18 protein-coding genes are annotated in these 17,797 nt (G+C 68.9%); 9 read left to right on the top strand and 9 right to left on the bottom strand.

The genetic code is table 11. From position 1 onward, the window contains the following. Positions 1 to 1,074: an OmpA family protein gene (locus V6M63_RS22990; protein ID WP_332745701.1), complete on the top strand. Its 1,074-nt coding sequence runs from the start codon at positions 1 to 3 to the stop codon at positions 1,072 to 1,074. 46 nt (positions 1,075 to 1,120) lie between these two features. Here V6M63_RS22990 and V6M63_RS22985 read toward each other — a convergent pair whose 3' ends face one another. After that, a complete protein-coding gene (locus V6M63_RS22985) occupies positions 1,121 to 2,044 on the bottom strand; it encodes a LysR substrate-binding domain-containing protein (protein ID WP_332745700.1) in 924 nt (307 codons plus the stop codon). A 122-nt stretch (positions 2,045 to 2,166) separates the two neighbouring features. Between V6M63_RS22985 and V6M63_RS22980 the strand changes: the two genes are divergently transcribed. From V6M63_RS22980 to V6M63_RS22970, 3 genes are read left to right on the top strand one after another with little or no spacing between them, the layout of a single operon-like run. After that, complete coding sequence (locus V6M63_RS22980) at positions 2,167 to 3,231, top strand: zinc-dependent alcohol dehydrogenase (RefSeq protein ID WP_332745698.1); 1,065 nt, start codon at positions 2,167 to 2,169, stop codon at positions 3,229 to 3,231. Beyond that, positions 3,228 to 3,968: a hypothetical protein gene (locus V6M63_RS22975; RefSeq protein ID WP_332745696.1), complete on the top strand. Its 741-nt coding sequence runs from the start codon at positions 3,228 to 3,230 to the stop codon at positions 3,966 to 3,968. The genes V6M63_RS22980 and V6M63_RS22975 overlap by 4 nt, the downstream gene beginning before the upstream one ends. Continuing rightward, a complete protein-coding gene (locus V6M63_RS22970) occupies positions 3,965 to 4,960 on the top strand; it encodes a Bug family tripartite tricarboxylate transporter substrate binding protein (RefSeq protein ID WP_332745694.1) in 996 nt (331 codons plus the stop codon). The genes V6M63_RS22975 and V6M63_RS22970 overlap by 4 nt, the downstream gene beginning before the upstream one ends. A gap of 25 nt (positions 4,961 to 4,985) precedes the next feature. Here V6M63_RS22970 and V6M63_RS22965 read toward each other — a convergent pair whose 3' ends face one another. Further along, positions 4,986 to 5,936, bottom strand: coding sequence for a LysR family transcriptional regulator (locus tag V6M63_RS22965; protein ID WP_332745692.1), 951 nt, complete (start codon positions 5,934 to 5,936; stop codon positions 4,986 to 4,988). Between the two features lie 107 nt (positions 5,937 to 6,043). On the opposite strand from V6M63_RS22965, the gene V6M63_RS22960 reads away from it, so the two are divergent. The 3 genes from V6M63_RS22960 to V6M63_RS22950 all read left to right on the top strand — a co-directional run bounded on the left by V6M63_RS22960 (position 6,044) and on the right by V6M63_RS22950 (position 9,631). Further along, positions 6,044 to 7,561, top strand: a complete 1,518-nt coding sequence (locus V6M63_RS22960; protein WP_332745690.1) for a CoA-acylating methylmalonate-semialdehyde dehydrogenase — start codon at positions 6,044 to 6,046, stop codon at positions 7,559 to 7,561. 118 nt (positions 7,562 to 7,679) lie between these two features. Continuing rightward, on the top strand, positions 7,680 to 7,979 hold the full coding sequence (locus V6M63_RS22955) for a putative signal transducing protein (RefSeq protein ID WP_332745688.1): 300 nt from the start codon (positions 7,680 to 7,682) through the stop codon (positions 7,977 to 7,979). After that, entirely contained in the window at positions 7,976 to 9,631 is a 1,656-nt protein-coding gene (locus V6M63_RS22950) for a GMC family oxidoreductase (RefSeq protein ID WP_332745686.1), read from the top strand. The genes V6M63_RS22955 and V6M63_RS22950 overlap by 4 nt, the downstream gene beginning before the upstream one ends. 100 nt (positions 9,632 to 9,731) lie before the next feature. Here the strand turns inward: V6M63_RS22950 and V6M63_RS22945 are convergent, their stop codons facing one another. After that, positions 9,732 to 10,175 (bottom strand): hypothetical protein, encoded by a 444-nt coding sequence (locus V6M63_RS22945; protein WP_332745683.1) that lies wholly within the window; start codon positions 10,173 to 10,175, stop codon positions 9,732 to 9,734. A 38-nt stretch (positions 10,176 to 10,213) separates the two neighbouring features. Further along, on the bottom strand, positions 10,214 to 11,404 hold the full coding sequence (locus V6M63_RS22940) for an ammonium transporter (protein WP_332745764.1): 1,191 nt from the start codon (positions 11,402 to 11,404) through the stop codon (positions 10,214 to 10,216). On the opposite strand from V6M63_RS22940, the gene V6M63_RS22935 reads away from it, so the two are divergent. Further along, on the top strand, positions 11,376 to 11,498 hold the full coding sequence (locus tag V6M63_RS22935) for a hypothetical protein (protein WP_332745766.1): 123 nt from the start codon (positions 11,376 to 11,378) through the stop codon (positions 11,496 to 11,498). The two genes, V6M63_RS22940 and V6M63_RS22935, sit on opposite strands and share 29 nt — an antisense overlap. A 323-nt stretch (positions 11,499 to 11,821) precedes the next feature. Here V6M63_RS22935 and V6M63_RS22930 read toward each other — a convergent pair whose 3' ends face one another. Continuing rightward, complete coding sequence (locus V6M63_RS22930) at positions 11,822 to 12,667, bottom strand: metallophosphoesterase family protein (protein WP_332745682.1); 846 nt, start codon at positions 12,665 to 12,667, stop codon at positions 11,822 to 11,824. 124 nt (positions 12,668 to 12,791) lie between these two features. Here V6M63_RS22930 and V6M63_RS22925 point away from each other — a divergent pair, with 124 nt between their 5' ends. After that, complete coding sequence (locus V6M63_RS22925) at positions 12,792 to 13,550, top strand: sulfite exporter TauE/SafE family protein (protein ID WP_332745680.1); 759 nt, start codon at positions 12,792 to 12,794, stop codon at positions 13,548 to 13,550. Between the two features lie 169 nt (positions 13,551 to 13,719). Here V6M63_RS22925 and mrdA read toward each other — a convergent pair whose 3' ends face one another. From mrdA to V6M63_RS22905, 4 genes are all read right to left on the bottom strand, one after another. Beyond that, positions 13,720 to 15,702 carry a penicillin-binding protein 2 gene (gene mrdA, locus V6M63_RS22920; protein WP_332745678.1) on the bottom strand — a complete coding sequence of 661 codons (1,983 nt, stop codon included), beginning with the start codon at positions 15,700 to 15,702 and terminating at the stop codon, positions 13,720 to 13,722. Between the two features lie 2 nt (positions 15,703 to 15,704). Continuing rightward, entirely contained in the window at positions 15,705 to 16,235 is a 531-nt protein-coding gene (gene mreD, locus V6M63_RS22915; protein ID WP_332745676.1) for a rod shape-determining protein MreD, read from the bottom strand. Further along, positions 16,232 to 17,170 (bottom strand): rod shape-determining protein MreC, encoded by a 939-nt coding sequence (mreC, locus tag V6M63_RS22910; protein ID WP_332745674.1) that lies wholly within the window; start codon positions 17,168 to 17,170, stop codon positions 16,232 to 16,234. The genes mreD and mreC overlap by 4 nt, the downstream gene beginning before the upstream one ends. Positions 17,171 to 17,230: 60 nt before the next feature. Further along, a partial coding sequence (locus V6M63_RS22905) for a rod shape-determining protein (protein ID WP_332745673.1) occupies positions 17,231 to 17,797 on the bottom strand: 567 nt, incomplete at its 5' end.

Below are 17,797 nucleotides of genomic sequence, written 5' to 3'. Positions count from 1 at the left end.
ATGACCTCCAAACATTTCCTGCTTTCCCTGGTGGCGCTGGCCACACTCAGCGGCTGCGCCGTGACCGATCCGCGCGCCACCGACCGCGCGCCCGGCGCCACGCCGCCGTTTGCCGAAGCCACGCGCCACACCGACGAGGCGCAGCGCGCCGATCACCGCGCGCTGCAGTCGGTGCGCGACCGGCTGGCCGTTCTGCAGAAGGACGGCCGCGTGCCGGTGAACAGCTACCCCTGGGCCAAGGCCCAGTGCTGGCTCGACATGGCGCGCCAGAACTACCACGAGAACGACCGCGGTCCCGTCATCGGCGAGGCCCTGGCCGAGTCGGTGAAGCTGGTCGACGCGCTGGAAAAGGGCGACACCCCGGCGGTGAGCACGCCCTTGATAGGCGGCGCTGTGCGCCTGCGCGAGGACCTGTGGGCGCGCGCCGAGCGCGGCCGCACCGGGCCGGGCGCTTCGTGTGTCGCCGCGCAGGCCGCGTGCCTGGACGTGCAACTGGTGTGGATGGGGCACGAGTACGCCGAAGGCGGCTGGCGCCACGCCAACCCCTACATCGGCATGGCCGAGTCCATGGCGCAGCGCATGGAAGCCGAGCAGGCTGCCTGTGGCGCGCCGGGCGTGGTCGCTGCCGCACCGGCCCCGGTGGTGGTCGAGCGCGTGATCGAACGCCTGGTGCTGGCCACCGATGCGGTGTTCCAGTTCGACCGTTCGGGCATGAACGACGTGGGCGCCGCCGGCCGTGCGCGGCTCGATACGCTGGCCGCGCGCGCAAAGGGGCTCAAGGGCATCGAGCGCATCGTGCTGGTTGGCCACACCGACCGCCTGGGCGACGCCGACTACAACCAACGCCTCTCGCTGCAACGCGCCACCGCCGTTCGCGACCACCTCGTGGCGCGCGGCATCGACGCCACGCTGTTCACCGTGGAAGGCCGGGGCAGCCGCGAGCCCATCAAGAGCTGCGCCGACAGCCTGCCGCGCGCCGCGTTGATCTCCTGCCTGCAGGACAACCGGCGGGTGGAGGTGGAGATTCGCGGCCGGGTGGAGACCGCCTCGCCAGCGGGCGGTGCGGCACGCTGAACGATGACCTGACCCCGCAGCGGGCTCTGTGCCGCGCTTGCAGGGCTCAGGCCATCTTCTTTTTCACCCGGGCCTCCAGCGCCTGCAGTTCCAGCACGGCGGCGCGCACCACCTGGCTGCCCCAGTCGTCCTGCATCTGGTGCTCGCCGCGCACCATCACCAGCCGGCTTTTGCGGCTGGTGCCCTTGAGCCGGCGCATCACCACCTGCGGTGGCGCCATCAGGATGCAGGACGCCGGCACGATGGCCACGCCCAGGCCGCTGCCCACCATGGCCAGCACGCTGACGAACTGCCCGGCCGTGTGCCGCAGGTCGGGCGCGAAGCCGGCCTCCTCGCACAGCGCGGCGGTCTGGTCGAAGTAGTCGCTCTCGGCGTAGCGCGAGAAGCTCACGAAGGGTTCGTGTGCCGCCGACTTGAGTGCCAACGACCCGGCGGCGCTGGCCAGGGGGTGGTCCGCGGCCAAGGCCAGGCAATAGGGGTCGTCGATGCCCGCCACGGTTTCGGGCGGCGGGCTGCTCGTGCCCGGCCGGATGAAGCCCAGGTCGATCTCGGCGTTGCGCAGGGCCTGCAACTGGCGCGCCGAGGGGATCATCTCGTGCGCCTCCACGCTCACCTCCAGCCCTTCGCGCCGCAGGCGTTTCAGCAGACCCGGCAACACGGTCTGCGTGGCCGAGGGCATGAGGCCCACGCGCAGGATGCTGCGCTGGCCCGACTGCAGCTCGCGGGCGCGCGACGATGCCTGCTGCGCCCGCGCCAGGATCGCCCGTGCATCCACCAGGAAGGACTCGCCCGCCGGCGTGAGGCGCACGCCGCGCGGCAGGCGCACCAGCAGGCTGGCGCCGACTTCCTCCTCCAGTTGCCGGATCTGGGCGGACAAGGGGGGCTGCGCCATGAACAGCTTGCTCGCCGCGCGGCTCACGCTGCCGAGATCGGCCACGGCCACGAAATAGCGCAGGTGTCTGAGTTCCATGGGGTGTCTCCGGCGGTGTCTCGAAAGCATACTTCATGCGTATGCTTTTCATATGAAATGAGTATTTGACGTATGGCTCCGGGGAGCCGAGACTGCGGGCCATCACAGCTTGAACGGCGCCCATGAAATCCCTGCGAAAACCCGCCCCCGGCCCTGGCCTCGAACTGCACGAGAGCAAGCCAGCCGCACCCGGCCCCGGCGAGGTGCTCATCCGCGTCAAGGCCACCGGCGTGTGTGGCACCGACCTGCACATCGACGAATGGACGCCGAGTTACCACTTCATGACCAGCGCCCTGCCGGTCACCATCGGCCACGAGTTCAGCGGTGAGGTGGCTTCGTGGGGCGAGGGCGTCACGGGCCTGGCTCCCGGTCAGCTGGTCACCGTGCGGCCCTCGGTGGTCTGCGGCCGCTGCGCCGCCTGCCGGGCCCGGGACTTCGATGCCTGCACCACGCGCCAGGGCATCGGCGTCATGCGCCACGGCGCTTTCGCCGACTGGGTGGTGGTGCCGGCGCGCAACTGCGTGCCCGTGCCTGCGGGCATGGACCCGCTGGTGGCCGCGCTGGCCGAGCCGCTGTCGGTGAGCCTGGAGGCGGTGCGCACCGGAGGCGTGAAGGCCGGCGACCGTGTGCTGGTGCTGGGCCCGGGCAACATCGGCCAGGGCATCGCACTGTTCGCCCGCGAGGCGGGTGCGGCGCAGGTCGTGGTGGCCGGGCACGGCGATGCGCCGCGCATGGCCGTGCTGCGCCGCCTGGGTTTCGACGACCTCGTCGACGTGGCCGACATCGGCCTGGAAAAGGGGTTGGCCCCCTACCTGGACGCCGGGCATTTTGATGTCGTCATCGAGGCCACGGGCGCGTCGGCCGTCGTGGCCCCCGCCCTGAAGGTTTTGAAGAGCCATGGTGTGCTGGTGATCACCGGCATCCACGCGGCCCCGGTGGCCATCGACCTCACCGCCCTGGTGCGCCGGCACCAGACCTTGCGCGGCTCGTACCGGTCGCCTGAAAGCGCCTGGCCGGACGTCGTGGCCTTCATGGGCCGGCACCAGGCGCTGCTGCGCCACATGATCACGCACCGCGTGCCGCTCTCGCGCGCGGGCGAGGGCTTTGCCCTGGCGCGCAACCGGACCGCCACCAAGGTCATGGTGCAGCCCGACGCCGAATGGGCCGAAGAAAGCGTGGCGCCATGAGCGCCGGGCCGGCAGCGGCCTTTCTCGCGCTGTGGAACGGCGTCGCCGATGCGGGCGCGGTGCCCGAGTACGAGGTCTGGCACACCTTCGAACACGTGCCCGAGCGTGTCGGCTCGCCCGGCTTCGTGCAGGGCATCCGCTACCGATCGGTGGACGGCCCCTTGCGCTACTTCACCTGTTACTGGTTGCGCTCGCTCGACGCCCTGGCCACACCCGAATACCGCGCGCTGGTGGACCATCCGACGCCGTGGTCGGCCCGCATGCGCAGCCAGCTCAGCGGCTTCCTGCGCCTGCCGTGCGAGCTCGGCGCAACGGTCGGCGTCTCGTCGGCCAGCCGCCTGGCCACGCTGCACCTGGAGGCGGGCACGCCCGAGGCGGCCGCGCGCCTGCAGGCCCTGCTGCAGCGGCAGGTGGACGGGGCCGACCTGGTCTGCGCCCACTGGGGGCTGTGCCGACCCAGCGACGACCATCCCCTCGCCAACCAGCCTCGCGGCGGCGTGTCCGGCGCGGCCAGCCTGGTCGTGTTGTTGCAGCATGGGGACCTGTCCGCCCTGCGCCACGGCACCGAGGCCCTGTTGCGCTCGCTCGGCCCCGACTTCCGGCCGCTGGACGGGCCGGCGTATTTCGAGCAACTCACCCAGGTTCGCCAGAGCGCGCTGCAGGCGCCGCTCTCCAGCCGCCAACCGGCGCGCGGCGACCTGTTCCATGCATTCAACCCAGGAGACAAGACGCCATGAACACCCACCCCAAGCGCACCTTTCTTGCCCGCGCCGGCCTGCTCGCACTCGGCCTTGCGGTCTCGCCTCTGAGCGCCTCGGCGCAGGCCACCGCGCCCTGGCCCACCAGAGCCATCCGCCTGGTGGTGGGCTACCCCAGCGGTTCATCGCCCGACATGCAGGCCCGGCTGATCGCCGAGCCCCTGTCCCGCGCGCTGGGGCAACCGGTGGTGGTCGAGAACCGGCCTGGCGCCAGCGGCAACATCGGCGCCGATCTGCTGGCGCGGGCCGATGACGGCCACACCATCGGCGTCATCGGCAACGGGCCGCTGACCAGTTCGAAGTACCTGTACACGAAGCTGCCCTACGACCCGGCCACCGCGTTCGCACCGATCGCATTGATCGGCACCGCGCCCCTGGTCTGGGTCACGAACAAGTCGGGCGCCGAGCGGCCCATCGTGGAGATGCTGAAGCAGATGCGCGCCGACGGCGACAAGCTGTCCTATGGCTCCATCGGGCCGGGGTCGGGCGGGCACCTGGGCATGGAGCTGCTCAAGCAGGCGGTGGGCATCAATCCGCTGCACGTGCCCTTCAACGGTGGGCCGCCGATCATCAACGCGATCCTGGGCGGGCACATCCAGATGAGCTTGCTGCCGGCCTCCACGGTGAACCCGCTGGTGCAGGCCGGCAAGCTCGAGGCCGTGGCCGTCACCTCGGCCCGGCGCAGCCCGCTGGCCCCCACGCTGCCGTCCATGCAAGACATCGGCGCCCAGGGCGTCAACATCGAGGTGTGGAACGCCGTGATGGCCCCGGCCAGCATGCCGGTGGCCCACCAGGCGCTGCTGAGCGGCGCGCTGGGCAAGATCCTCAACGAGCGCGAGATGCGCCAGACACTGTTCCAGCAAGGCTGGCGGGTGGACGATCCCAGCCCCAGAAGCCTGAGCGCGCGCATCGCGCAGGACACCGCCACCTACCGCGATCTGATCACGCGCAACAAGATCCGCATCGACTGAGCCTGCTCAGGCGCAAGACCGGGCTTCACGTGCGGGTCGGGAACCCCTCTGCCAGCGCCCCACGCAGCCAGGCCACAAAGACCGTGACCGCGCGCGGCACGTGGCTGGCATAGGGCCTGATGGCGTAGATCTGCGGGCTGAAGCCGCCCACCGACTCCCAGCCGTCGAGCACCTCGACCAGCTTGCCCGCCTGCAGCGCGGACTGGGCGCTGAAGTCGGGCACCAGTGCAATGCCCAGACCGGCGATGGCAGCGTCGCGCAAGGCCTCGCTGTTGTTGGCGCTGAAGGGCCCGGACACGGGCACGGTGGTGCGCTGCGTGCCGCCCTTGCGGCGGCTGTCGGCCGGCTGGAAGTGCCAGGCGGGCGTGTCCTGTCCGCGCGGGTAGTGCAGGCAGTCATGTTGTGCCAGGTCGTGCGGCGCGGTGGGGGTGCCACGGCGGCGCAGGTAGGCACGGCTGGCCACCAGCACCGAGCGGGTGGCGCACAACGCCCAGGCCACGTGCGTGTCGGGCGGGGTGGCGGTGTGGCGGATGGCCAGGTCGAAACCTTCGGTGGCGAGCGAACTCAGGCGGTCCGAGAGTTCGAGTTCGAGCCGCACCTGGGGATGGGCGCGCAGGAACTCCGCGATGCGCGGCACCAGTTGCTGGCGCGCGAAAGCCACCGGTGCGGTCACGCGCACGCGCCCGGCCGGCAGTTCTGCGAGATCGCGCACGCTGGAGAAGCTTTGCGCGATGCGCTCGAACGGTTCGCGCATGCCATCCACCAATTGCTGGCCGGCTTCGGTGAGGCGCACGCTGCGTGTGGTGCGCTGCACCAGCGGCACGCCGGCGGCGCGTTCGAGTTCGGTGATGCGCTGGCTCATCGCGGCCTTGCTCACGCCCAGCCGTTGCGCGGCGGCGGTGTAGCTGCCCTGCTGCGCGAGCACGGTGAGCCAGTGCAGGTGCACCCAGAGGGTTTCCACTTTTTCGGAATTCATCGGCCTATTGTTCACCATAATGAACAATCCGTTCAAGCCAGCGCACTATGCGTGAAGGACGGGTCGGCCTAAACTGGCCCGATTCCACTTGCTGAACAGGTCACCCCATGTTGAACGCTCCCATCCCGATCGACCACTTCATCCAGGGCGCGGTCGCGCCCGGCGCTTCGTTGCGCAAGCAGGACGTCTTCAACCCCGCCACCGGCGCGGTGAGCGGCAAGGTTGCGCTGGCCAACCGCGCCGATGTGGACGCGGCCGTGGCCGCCGCCCAGGCCGCGTTCCCGGCCTGGGCCGACACGCCGCCGATCCGGCGGGCGCGCGTGATGTTCAAGTTCCTCGAGCTCGTCAACCAGCACAAGGACGAACTGGCCCACCTGATCACCGCCGAGCACGGCAAGGTGTTCACCGACGCGCAGGGCGAGGTGGCGCGCGGCATCGACATCATCGAATTCGCCTGCGGCATCCCGCAGCTGCTCAAGGGCGACTTCACCGACCAGGTCTCCACCGGCATGGACAACTGGACGCTGCGCCAGCCGCTGGGCGTGGTGGCCGGCATCACGCCGTTCAACTTCCCCGTGATGGTGCCCATGTGGATGTTCCCGGTGGCGATCGCCGCGGGCAACACCTTCATCCTGAAGCCCAGCCCGATCGACCCTTCGGCCTCGCTCTTCATGGCCGATCTGCTGAAGAAGGCCGGCCTGCCCGACGGCGTGTTCAACGTGGTGCAGGGCGACAAGGAAGCGGTGGACGCGCTGCTGGTGCACCCCGACGTGAAGGCCATCAGCTTCGTGGGCTCCACGCCGATCGCCAACTACATCTACGAGACCGGTGCCCACCACGGCAAACGCGTGCAGGCCCTGGGCGGCGCGAAGAACCACATGGTGGTGATGCCCGACGCCGATCTGGACCAGGCGGTGGATGCGTTGATCGGCGCGGCCTACGGCTCGGCCGGCGAGCGCTGCATGGCGATCAGCGTGGCGGTGCTGGTGGGTGATGTGGCCGACAGGATCATGCCCAAGCTGATCGAACGCACGAAGGCGCTGAAGGTGCTCAACGGCACCAACCTGGCCGCCGAGATGGGCCCCATCGTCACGGCCGCCGCGCACCAGCGCATCACCGGCTACATCGAGGCCGGTGCGAAGGAAGGCGCGCAGATGTTGGTGGACGGCCGCGGCTTCGACGCGGCGCAGACCGGTGACGGCTGTGGCAATGGTTTCTGGATGGGCGGCACGCTGTTCGATCACGTGACGACCGACATGAAGATCTACAAGGAAGAGATCTTCGGTCCGGTGCTGAGCTGCGTGCGCGTGCCCGACTTCGCGAAGGCGGTGCAGATCATCAACGACCACGAGTTCGGCAACGGCGTGAGCTGCTTCACCCGCGACGGCCACGTGGCGCGTGAATTCGCGCGGCGCATCCAGGTGGGCATGGTCGGCATCAACGTGCCCATCCCCGTGCCCATGGCCTGGCACGGCTTCGGCGGCTGGAAGAAGAGCCTGTTCGGCGACATGCACGCGTATGGCGAAGAAGGTGTGCGCTTCTATACGAAGCAAAAATCGATCATGCAGCGCTGGCCCGAATCGATCGGCAAAGGTGCCGAGTTCGTGATGCCCACCGCAAAGTAGAGATGCCCCCCCTGCGCGCCTTCGGCGCTTCCCCCCGCAGGGACGCGGCCTGTGGACCGGCGGAGCCGGATCCACGGCAGCCCTGGGTCAGGGGCATTGAGCGCCGGAAGCTTCCCTCATGAACGACGAAGGGAACAGCCCATACAACCCGGCGCTCGGTGACTGGCAGACGCTGATCACCGTGTTCAGCCCGACCGAGGCGTATCTGCTGCGCGGCGTGCTGCAAGCCGCGGGTGTGCCGGCGGCCGTGGCCGATGCGCACCTGGTGCAGGCCTACACGCTGCTGGCCGGCGCCATCCCCGTTCGTGTTCAGGTGCCCGAGCACCGCCGTGCACAGGCCGAGGCGGTGCTCGCGGCATTCGAACGTGGCGACTACGGACTGAGAGACGACCACTTTGGCGAGGAGACGCCTCCATGAACAACACCACCTTCGACCTCATCGTCATCGGCGCCGGCACCGCCGGCTGCCTGCTGGCCAACCGGCTCAGTGCCGACGCCTCGAAACGCGTGCTGCTGGTCGAGGCCGGCCGCAAGGACGACTACCACTGGATCCACATCCCCGTGGGTTACCTCTACTGCATCGGCAATCCGCGCACCGACTGGCTCTACCAGACCGAGGCCGACCCGGGCCTCAACGGCCGCCGCTTGCGCTACCCGCGCGGCAAGGGGCTGGGCGGCTGCTCCAGCATCAACGGCATGATCTACATGCGTGGCCAGAGCCGCGACTACGACCAGTGGGCGCAGCTCACCGGCGACGACGACTGGCGCTGGGACAACTGCCTGCCCGACTTCATGGCGCACGAAGACCACCACCGCCTCGACGCAGCGCAGGACCCGGCCTATGCGCAGTTGCACGGGCATGGCGGTGAGTGGCGCATCGAGAAGCAGCGCCTGCGCTGGGACGTGCTCGACGCGTTCGCGCAGGCCGCGCAGCAGGCCGGCGTGCCCGCCAGCGCCGACTTCAACACCGGCAACAACGAAGGCGTGGGCTACTTCGAGGTGAACCAGAAAAGCGGCTGGCGCTGGAACGCATCGAAAGCGTTCCTGCGTCCGGCGCAAGGCCGCCCCAACCTCACCGTGTGGACCGAAACCGCCACCGACAAACTGGTGCTGCAGCGCGACCCCGACGGCCAGTTGCGCTGCACCGGCGTGGAGCTGTTGCGCGGCGGGCAGACGGTGCGCGTGTCGGCCTCGATAGAAGTGGTGCTCAGCGCGGGCAGCATCGGCTCGCCAGCCATCCTGCAGCGCTCCGGCATCGGCCCGGCCGCCTTGCTGCAGCAGCACGGCATTGCGGTGCAGCACGAGCTGCCCGGCGTGGGCGAGAACCTGCAGGACCACCTGCAGATCCGCGCGGTGTTCAAGGTGCAGGGTGCTCCCACGCTCAACGTGCTGGCCAGCAGCCTGTGGGGCAAGGCGAAGATCGGGCTGGAGTACGCGCTCAAGCGCAGCGGTCCCATGAGCATGGCGCCCAGCCAGCTCGGCGCCTTCACCCGCAGCGACCCGGCCCAGCCCTGGCCCAACATCGAATACCACGTGCAGCCGCTCAGCCTGGACGCCTTTGGCGAGCCGTTGCACAGCTTCCCGGCCTTCACGGCCAGCGTGTGCAACCTCAACCCCACCAGCCGTGGCCATGTGCGCATCACCTCGGCGAAGGCCGACGCCGCCCCGGCGATCGCGCCGCGCTACTTGAGCACCCCCGAAGACCGCCAGGTGGCCGCCGACAGCCTGCGCGTGACCCGCCGCATCGTGGCCCAGCCAGCCCTCGCGAAATACCAGCCGCAAGAGCACAAGCCCGGCGTGCAGTTCCAGAGCGACGAAGAGCTGGCCCGCCTGGCCGGCGACATTGCCAGCACCATCTTCCACCCGGTCGGCACCACGAAGATGGGCCGCGCCGACGATGCCATGGCGGTGGTGGACAGCCACCTGCGCGTGCGCGGCGTGTCGGGGCTTCGCGTGGTGGACGCGGGCGTGATGCCCACCATCACCAGCGGCAACACCAACAGCCCCACGCTCATGATCGCGGAGAAGGCCGCGCGCTGGCTAGTCCAGGAAGCCCCCCTGCGCCGCTGACGCGGCTTCCCCCCGAAGGGGGACGACACTTCAGGCCGGCGGAGCCGGACCTTCGGTGTCTCTGGCTGAGGCTGCCTCCGTCGATCGGTGTATTTGGAAGCTAACGAATTCCGCCAACGTAGCGTGATTCCGGATCTTCACCTTCCTTGCGTGGCGCCCCAAACGCCGACAGCAATGCCGACTCGATGAATCCGCTGTTGCTTTGCCCTGGCACCGAGTTGGCGAAGCCGCCTGACCGTGGCGTGGCCGCTCGTTGAGCCGCGGCCGCGCTGACCTGTCCCGCTTTCAAGGTGTCGGCGGCCGCTTGCAACAGGGGCTTGCGCGCAGGGGACGCGATCAGCGGGATGGCCGCTTCAAGCTTGTCGGCCAGGGCCCGCAGATCGGCATGCTCTTCGGATGTGGCCTTCTCTCGCGTGAACCGCACGATCTCGCGCGCGTAGTCCGCGTTGCTGGCCAGCCATTCGGTGTCGGTCACACGGCCGGTCTTGCGCCGCAGCAGCACATGCAGGTGTGCTGCGACCGCGAAGACGTCAGTGGTGTTCATGGCCTGCTCCTTCATCACGGCGCATGGCGCGCAGGGGGTCAACTCAAGCTTTCGTTGTGCAGCGACACATCGAGGCCGGCACGTTCCTCGAACTCGCGCACGCGCAGCGTGGTGAAGCGTGAGGTGATCCACAGCACCACGGCCGTCATGACCAGGCTGTAGGCCAGCACGGCCACGCACGCGATCACCTGCGCCATGAAGCTCGCCTCCACGCCGGAGATGGCCGGGTCGGCCAGCAAGCCGGTGAGCAATGCGCCCACCAGGCCGCCCACACCGTGCACGCCGAACACGTCGAGCGAGTCGTCTGCGCGCAGCTTGCGCTTGAGCGCGGTGGCGCCCCAGTAGCAGGCCACGCCCGCCACCAGGCCGATGACGAGTGCGCTGCGTGGCGACACAAAGCCCGCCGCCGGCGTGATGGCCACCAGGCCCGCCACCACGCCCGAGCACAGGCCGAGCAGCGACGCGCGTTTGCGCGCCAGCCACTCCGCTCCCATCCACGAGAGCGCACCCGCGGCCGCGGCGATGTGCGTGACCAGCATGGCCAGGCCGGCGCGGCCGTCGGCCGCCAGCGCGGAGCCGGCGTTGAAGCCGAACCAGCCCACCCACAAGAGGCCGGTGCCGGCCATGGTGAGGCCCAGGTTGAACGGAATGAAGGGCTCGCGGCCGTAGCCCTCGCGTGGGCCGAGGGCGTAGGCGCAGACCAGCGCGGCGGCGCCGGCGTTGATGTGCACCACCGATCCGCCAGCAAAGTCCAGCGCGCCGAGTTGCGCCAGCCAGCCACCCGGCTCCCACACCCAGTGGGCGATGGGCGCATACACCAGCAGCAGCCACAGGCCGGTGAAGGTGAGCAAGGCACCGAAGTGCATGCGCTCCACCAGCGCACCCACCACCAGCGCGCAGGTGATGATGGCAAAGGTGAGCTGGAACATGGCAAACACCGACTCGGGCAGGTGTTGGGCGATGTGGCTCACCGCCACCTGTCCGGTGGAGCCCAGGAACGCCATGCCCGAGAAGCCCATGCGCTCCACGCCACCGATGAAGCCACCCATGGCACCCCCGGGCGTGAACGCCAGCGAATACGCCACGCCAAACCACAGCAGGCTCACCACCGCGGCGATGCCCACCACGCTGGCCATGGTGTTGATCACGTTGAAGCGACGCACCATGCCGCCGTAGAACAGTGCGATGCCTGGCAGCGTCATGAGCAGGACCAGCGCGGTGCTCACCATGAGCCAGGCGGTGTCCGCGCCCTGGATCGTGCTGGCCGCCACCAGCCCGGGGGCGGTGAGGGCCGCTGGTTGTGTGGCAGCGGGCGCCGTCTGAGCCGCGGATGTCAGCGGCCCCAGCAGGGCGAGCAGCGCAGGCGGTGAAAGAATGTTTCTCTGGTGGCGGGGTGGGCGAAGAAGGGCAGCTACACGGTTATGGTGCATTTTGTTACCTGTTTCCAACGACTCCGGGGCCAGTGCATCAACTGTGCCAAGGGTTCTCCCGGCCAAGGGAAACCCCGGATGCACACCGCTGGTGCGGGCCGCTAAAGTGCATGCACTCGCTCAAGCGCACTGCGCTGGTGACCGCGGGGGACCGAGGAGACAAGCCCAGTCCAATCACAAAAACGTGTTTCAGCGTCCCCAGAGATGCCCGATTGCTCAAACCGACCCGCGAGGGTCGGTTTTTTTTTGTCCGTCGGTCATGGTCTGGAAAAAGGGCAGTGTGCTGAGGTCGTGCCGCGCCATGCCGTCCGGACACCAGAGGTCGAATTGCGCTGCCTCACCGCCCAACTCGAGCACGCCGATGCCGACCAGTTTTTCGCCCGCGCGGGTCTGCATGGTGTCGGGCAGCACGAAGGCGCTCGACGGCATCCACACGTGGCGCACGCCCCGGACCGTGACATCCAGGTATTGATGGGTATGGCCCGAGACCACCAGCCGCAGTGTTGACTGCAGTGCACCCTCCAGCAGGCGCCGGGCCGCCACGCCGGCCACGTAGCGTCCTGGGCGGGCCGGTTCGTCCGATGGTGGCCGCCACACCGGGCGGTGCAGGAACAGCGCGGTGTGCGCGTGCTCGCGGGACGCATCACTCACCTGAGCCTCCATCCAGTGCCACTGGGCCCGCTCCTGTTCAGACCCGCTGCCCAGCAGTTGCGCATTGATGCCCATCAGCAGCCAGTCACCGGCGCGCAGGGCCCATCGGTCCGCGCCGAATGCGTCTGCGTAGGCGCCCAGCAGACGGTCGTCCAACGGCGTTTCCCCCGAGCCGTCGCCCAGGTCGTGGTTGCCTGGCACGCAGCGCATCGTCGTCGGCCACTGCTGCACGAGGCGCGCCGCGAATCCCAGTTCTTCGGCGTGGGTCTGACCGTCCAGTGTGATGTCGCCCAGGTGCACCGTCAGGTCGGGGGCGAGGCGCTCGACGGCCCGCGCTGCAACGCGCCAGTTCGCCACGCATTCCGGCGAACGGGCCGACAGATGGGAGTCCGCGATCAGGGCAATGCGCATGCCGGACTCCTCTTCCTTCAGGTCGATGCCGGTTGGTGGTGCTTGCAGCGTAGCTCGGCGACGTGACAGTCGGGTGTCCGGCGCGTGCGCCGGGAGCCCGCACCACCGCAGCGACAATCACTGCATGGAATTGCTGCTTGTCTCGCTGGCCTCGTTGTTCGCCGGCTTCGTGGATTCGATCGTGGGTGGCGGTGGCCTGATCCTGGTGCCAGCGCTGTTCGCCATGTTTCCCACCACCCACCCGGCCACGCTGTTCGGCGTGAACAAGGGGGCCTCGGTGTGGGGCACCGCGGCGGCCACGTGGCAGTACGCCCGGCGCGTCAACATGCCGTGGCATGCCCTGCTGCCGGCCGCTGCCGTGGGCTTTGTGGGGTCCATGGCCGGCGCCTGGACGGTGACCGTGATCTCGCCCGACTTCCTGCGCCGCGCGCTGCCCCTGGTGTTGGTGCTCGTGCTGGGCTACACGCTGGCACGCAAGGATCTGGGGCGCCACCACGCGCCACGCTTCACCGGCCGGCAAGAGGCGGCCGCCGCCTGCGTGCTGGGCTTGACGATCGGTTTCTACGACGGCTTTTTCGGTCCCGGCACCGGGAGCTTTTTCGTGTTCCTGTTCGTGCGCTGGCTGGGCTACGACTTCCTGCACGCCAGTGCCAGCGCCAAGCTCGTCAACACCGCCACCAACCTGGCCGCGCTGATGCTGTTTGCCTGGAAGGGCCACGTCTGGTGGCACTTCGTGCTGGCCATGGCCACCGCCAACGTGGTGGGCAGCTTGCTCGGCACGCGCCTGGCGCTCAAACACGGCAGCGGCTTCGTGCGCATCGCGTTCATCGTGGTGGTGTCGGCGTTGATCCTGAAGACGACCTACGACGCCTGGATAAGGTAGTCCCCCCTGCGCCCCTGCGCGGCTTCCCCCCGCAGGGGGGACGATGCCTGTGGCCCGGCAAAGCCGGTTCCACGGCATCTCTGGACGCAGACACGCTCGCCGGATGAAGGGCCGTTGATCCAGAACACCGCGGAACCGGCTTTGCCAGGCCGCAGGCGTTGCCCCCCTTTCAGGGGGTGACGCGAAGCGGCGCGGGGGTGGCCGCCATCGGCGGCCAAGGAAGTGCGCTGGCCTTGAGCGGGGTGCCCATGGGCGCGCTGGCCTGGCCCACGCTCACCGCCGCCAGGTCTTGCGGGTTCGGATACTGGTCCAGCAGCAGGTAGTCGAACACACGCCGCGCGATGGGCGCAGCGTGCGCCGCGCCAAAGCCCGCGTTCTCCACCACCACCGCAATTGCCACGCGCGGCTGGTCGACCGGAGCGAAGGCCACATACAGCGCATGGTCGCGTTGAAATTCTTCCAGCTTGCGCACGTCGTAGCGGTCGCGCTGGCCGATGGTCACGGCTTGCGCCGTGCCTGTCTTGCCCCCGCTGGCGTAACCGGCGCCGGCAAACACGCGCGTGGACGTGCCCTCCGTGGTCACGGCATGCATGGCTTCCAGCACGGTGCGCACGTGCTCGGGCTTGTAGCCCAGGCTCACCGCCGGTGGCGTGGGCAACGGGCTGCGCTCGCGGGTGATCACGTTCTCGGTCGCCATGGTGAGGTGGGGCGCGTACTTCACGCCGCCGTTGGCCAGCGTGGCCATGGCGTGGGCGAGTTGCAGCATGGTGAAGCTGTTGTAGCCCTGGCCGATGCCCAGCGAAATCGTTTCCCCGGGATACCACCGCTGTTGGTCCGGGCGCTTGTAGGTCTTGCGCTTCCAGGCCTGGCTGGGCAGCACGCCGCGCACCTCGCCACGCAGATCGATGCCGGTGATCTGCCCGAAACCCAGCGGTTTCATGAAGTCGTGCATGGCGTCGACACCCATCTCGTTGGCCAGCGAGTAGTAATAGGTGTTGCTCGACTTCACGATGCTGCGCTTCATGTCCACCGCGCCCAGACCACCGTCACCGTGGCTGCGGAAGCGGTGGCTGCCGAACATCCAGAAGCCCGGATCGTTCATGACGAAGTTCGCGCTGCGCGTGCCCGTCTCCAACGCGCCCAGGGCCATGAAGGGCTTGTAGGTGGAGCCCGGCGGGTAGGTCCCGCGCAGGGCTCGATTCAACAGCGGCTTGTCCAGCGACTCGTTGAGTGCGCGCCAGTTCTCCACGTCGATGCCCTCGACGAACAGGTTGGGGTCGAAGGTGGGCTTGCTCACAAAAGCCAGCACCTCGCCGCTGCGCGGATCGATGGCCACCAGCGCGCCACGCCGTTCCCCGAACATGTCCTCGACCAGTTTCTGCAGCTGGATGTCGATCGACAGCACCACCGTGTCGCCGGGCGTGGCGGGCGTGTTGGCCAGCGAGCGCACCGCCCGGCCGCCCGCCGAGGTTTCCACCCGCTCGAAGCCGGTGGTGCCGTGCAGCGTCTGTTCATAGCTCTGTTCTGCGCCGAGCTTGCCGATGTACTCGGTGCCGCGGTAGTTGGCCTGTTCTTCCTCGTCCCAGTCGGCGATCGCTTCCTTCTCGCGCTGGTTGATGCGTCCGATGTAGCCGATGACGTGGCTGGCGATCTCGCCATTGGGGTACTGGCGCAGCAGCCGCGCGCGCACGTCCACGCCGGGAAAGCGGTAGCGCTGCACGGTGAACCGCGCGACCTCCTCGTCGGTCAGGCGGGTGCGGATGGGCAGCGAGTCGAAGCTGTGCGACTCTTCCAGCAGTTTGCGAAACCGGCGCTGGTCGCGCGGGGTGATTTCCACCAACTCGCCGAGCTGGGCGATGGTCGTTTCCATGTCGAGCACGCGCGAGGGCGTGATCTCCAGCGTGTAGGCCGAGTAGTTGGTGGCCAGGACGCGACCGTAGCGGTCCACGATCTGGCCCCGGTTGGGCACCACCGGCAGCACCGCGGTGCGGTTGCTCTCGGCCTGCGCCAGCAGATCGTCGTGACGCACCACTTGCAGGTACACCATGCGCGCCGCGATCAGGCCGAACGCGAACACAACCACCAACCCGATCACCAGCAAGCGGGTGCGGAACTGAGCCAGATCGGCTTCGACGTTTCGCAGTTCGGTCATGGCTACAAGGGTCGGTTGTCGTCGGGGTTGGGGGCGCGCCGTTGAGGGGCGAGCAGCAAGACGCTCACCACCGGCCACAGCGCCGCCTCCATGACGGGCGCCAGGAAATACAGCAGGCCCGGGAAACTGCCGCCCGCGGCCATGCGAGCCAGCAGCTCCAGCACGTGCGCGGCGACAAACAACGGCAGCACCTGCACCGCCTGGTTGGGCACGCCGAACCAGAGCAGGCGGCGGTGCATGGAGATGGCCAGAAAACCGAGCGCCGTGTAGGCCAGCGCGTGCTGGCCCAGCAGAGAGCCCTGATGCACGTCCATGGCCAGCCCGAAGGCAAACGCCACGCCCACGCCAATGCGCAGCGGCTGGTGCACGCTCCAGAACACCAGCGCCACCGCCAGCAGGTCGGGCACCCAGGCCGCGCGGCCCCACAACCCCATGTTCATGAGCATGTTGAACATCAGTGCAGCGATCAGGCTGAACCAGATGAAGGCCGGGTTGGCGGGCAGCAGGAGCTGCTGGCCGGGACGCATGATCATGGCGCGTTGCTCCGGACACCCGGGCGGTCGGTCGGGCTGGCCGCACGGGCGGGCCCGGACATCGGGGAGGGCGGCAGCGTGGTGCCGGTCGGCGTGAGCACCAGCACATGCAGCGCGCCCTGCACCTGGGCCAGCGGTTCGGCTTCGATGCGCGAAAAGGACGATTCGGCCTGACGCTCCACCAGCGTCACACGCCCCACGGGAAGGCCGGGCGGGTACACGCCATCCACACCGCTGGTGGTGAGCAGGTCGCCCTGGGCGATGTCGGCGCTGGCCAATGTGTAGCGCAGCTCCATGCCGTCGCCCTTGATGGACGGCTGACCATAGGCCACGCTGCGAACGCCGGTGCGGGTGTTGAGCACGGGAATGGCCATGTCGCGGTCGATCAGCAGGCTCACCTCGGACACCAGCGGGTACACGCGCGTGACCTGGCCGAGCACGCCGCTCTCGTCGATCACGGGCGAGCCGGCCTGCACGCCTTGCGTCTGGCCCCGGTCGATCACGATCTTGCGCGAGTACGGATCGGCAGCGTCGTACAGCACCTGCGCGCCCAGGGCCTGTGTGCCGGTGCGCTCGCGCATGGCCAGCAGAGCGCGCAGACGTTGGTTTTCCAGCGCCATCTGTTCCAGTTGCAAGGTGCGATCGGCCTGGGTGGCCAGCCGCTTGAGCGCGTCGCCTTCGCTTTGCTGCGCGTTGTGCAGCGAGGTGAAATACCCGCCCACGCCCGCCAGGGCCTGCACCGGCTGCAACACCAGCCACTGCACCGGGTAGAGCGCCGCGGCGATGGACGCACGCACCGGGCGCGCCACTTCAAAGCGCAGGTCGGCCACCATGAGAAAGAGCGCCAACGCGCTGAACACCACCAGCTTGGACAGGGCCGACGGCCCCTGCTTGAAGAAGGGGGGCGGGGTGCGGTCCAGGGTGCCCAGTGGCATGACGCTCGGGGTGGGTCTGGTGGTGTGTGGGTGAACGTGCGCCGGGGTGCGGCGCCTGCCTTATTCGCTGGTGAAGATGGTGCCCAGGCGCTCCATGCGCTCCAGGGCCATGCCGCAACCGCGCACCACGCAGGTCAGCGGCTCTTCGGCCACCAGCACCGGCAGGCCGGTTTCTTCGGCCAGCAGGCGGTCCAGATCGCGCAGCAGCGCGCCGCCGCCGGTGAGCATCATGCCGCGCTCGGCGATGTCGGCGCCCAGTTCGGGCGGCGTGTGTTCCAGCGCCATCTTGACCGCGGTCACGATGTTGTTCAGCGGGTCGGTGAGCGCTTCGAGGATTTCGTTGCTGGAGATGGTGAAGCTGCGCGGCACGCCCTCGGAGAGGTTGCGCCCTTTGACTTCCATTTCCTTGACTTCCGAGCCGGGGAAGGCCGAGCCGATCTGCTTCTTGATGGCCTCGGCCGTGGGCTCGCCGATCAACATGCCGTAGTTGCGGCGGATGTAGGCAATGATGGCTTCGTCGAAGCGGTCGCCACCCACACGCACGCTGCCCTTGTAGACCATGCCGCCCAGCGAGATCACGCCCACCTCGGTGGTGCCGCCGCCGATGTCGACCACCATCGAGCCGGA

The sequence above is a fragment of the Hydrogenophaga sp. genome (genome assembly GCF_036675665.1).
Classification (GTDB): Bacteria; Pseudomonadota; Gammaproteobacteria; order Burkholderiales; family Burkholderiaceae_C; genus Hydrogenophaga.
Note: the sequence above shows the minus strand (reverse complement) of the source record. Positions and strands in the feature narration are given on the sequence as shown.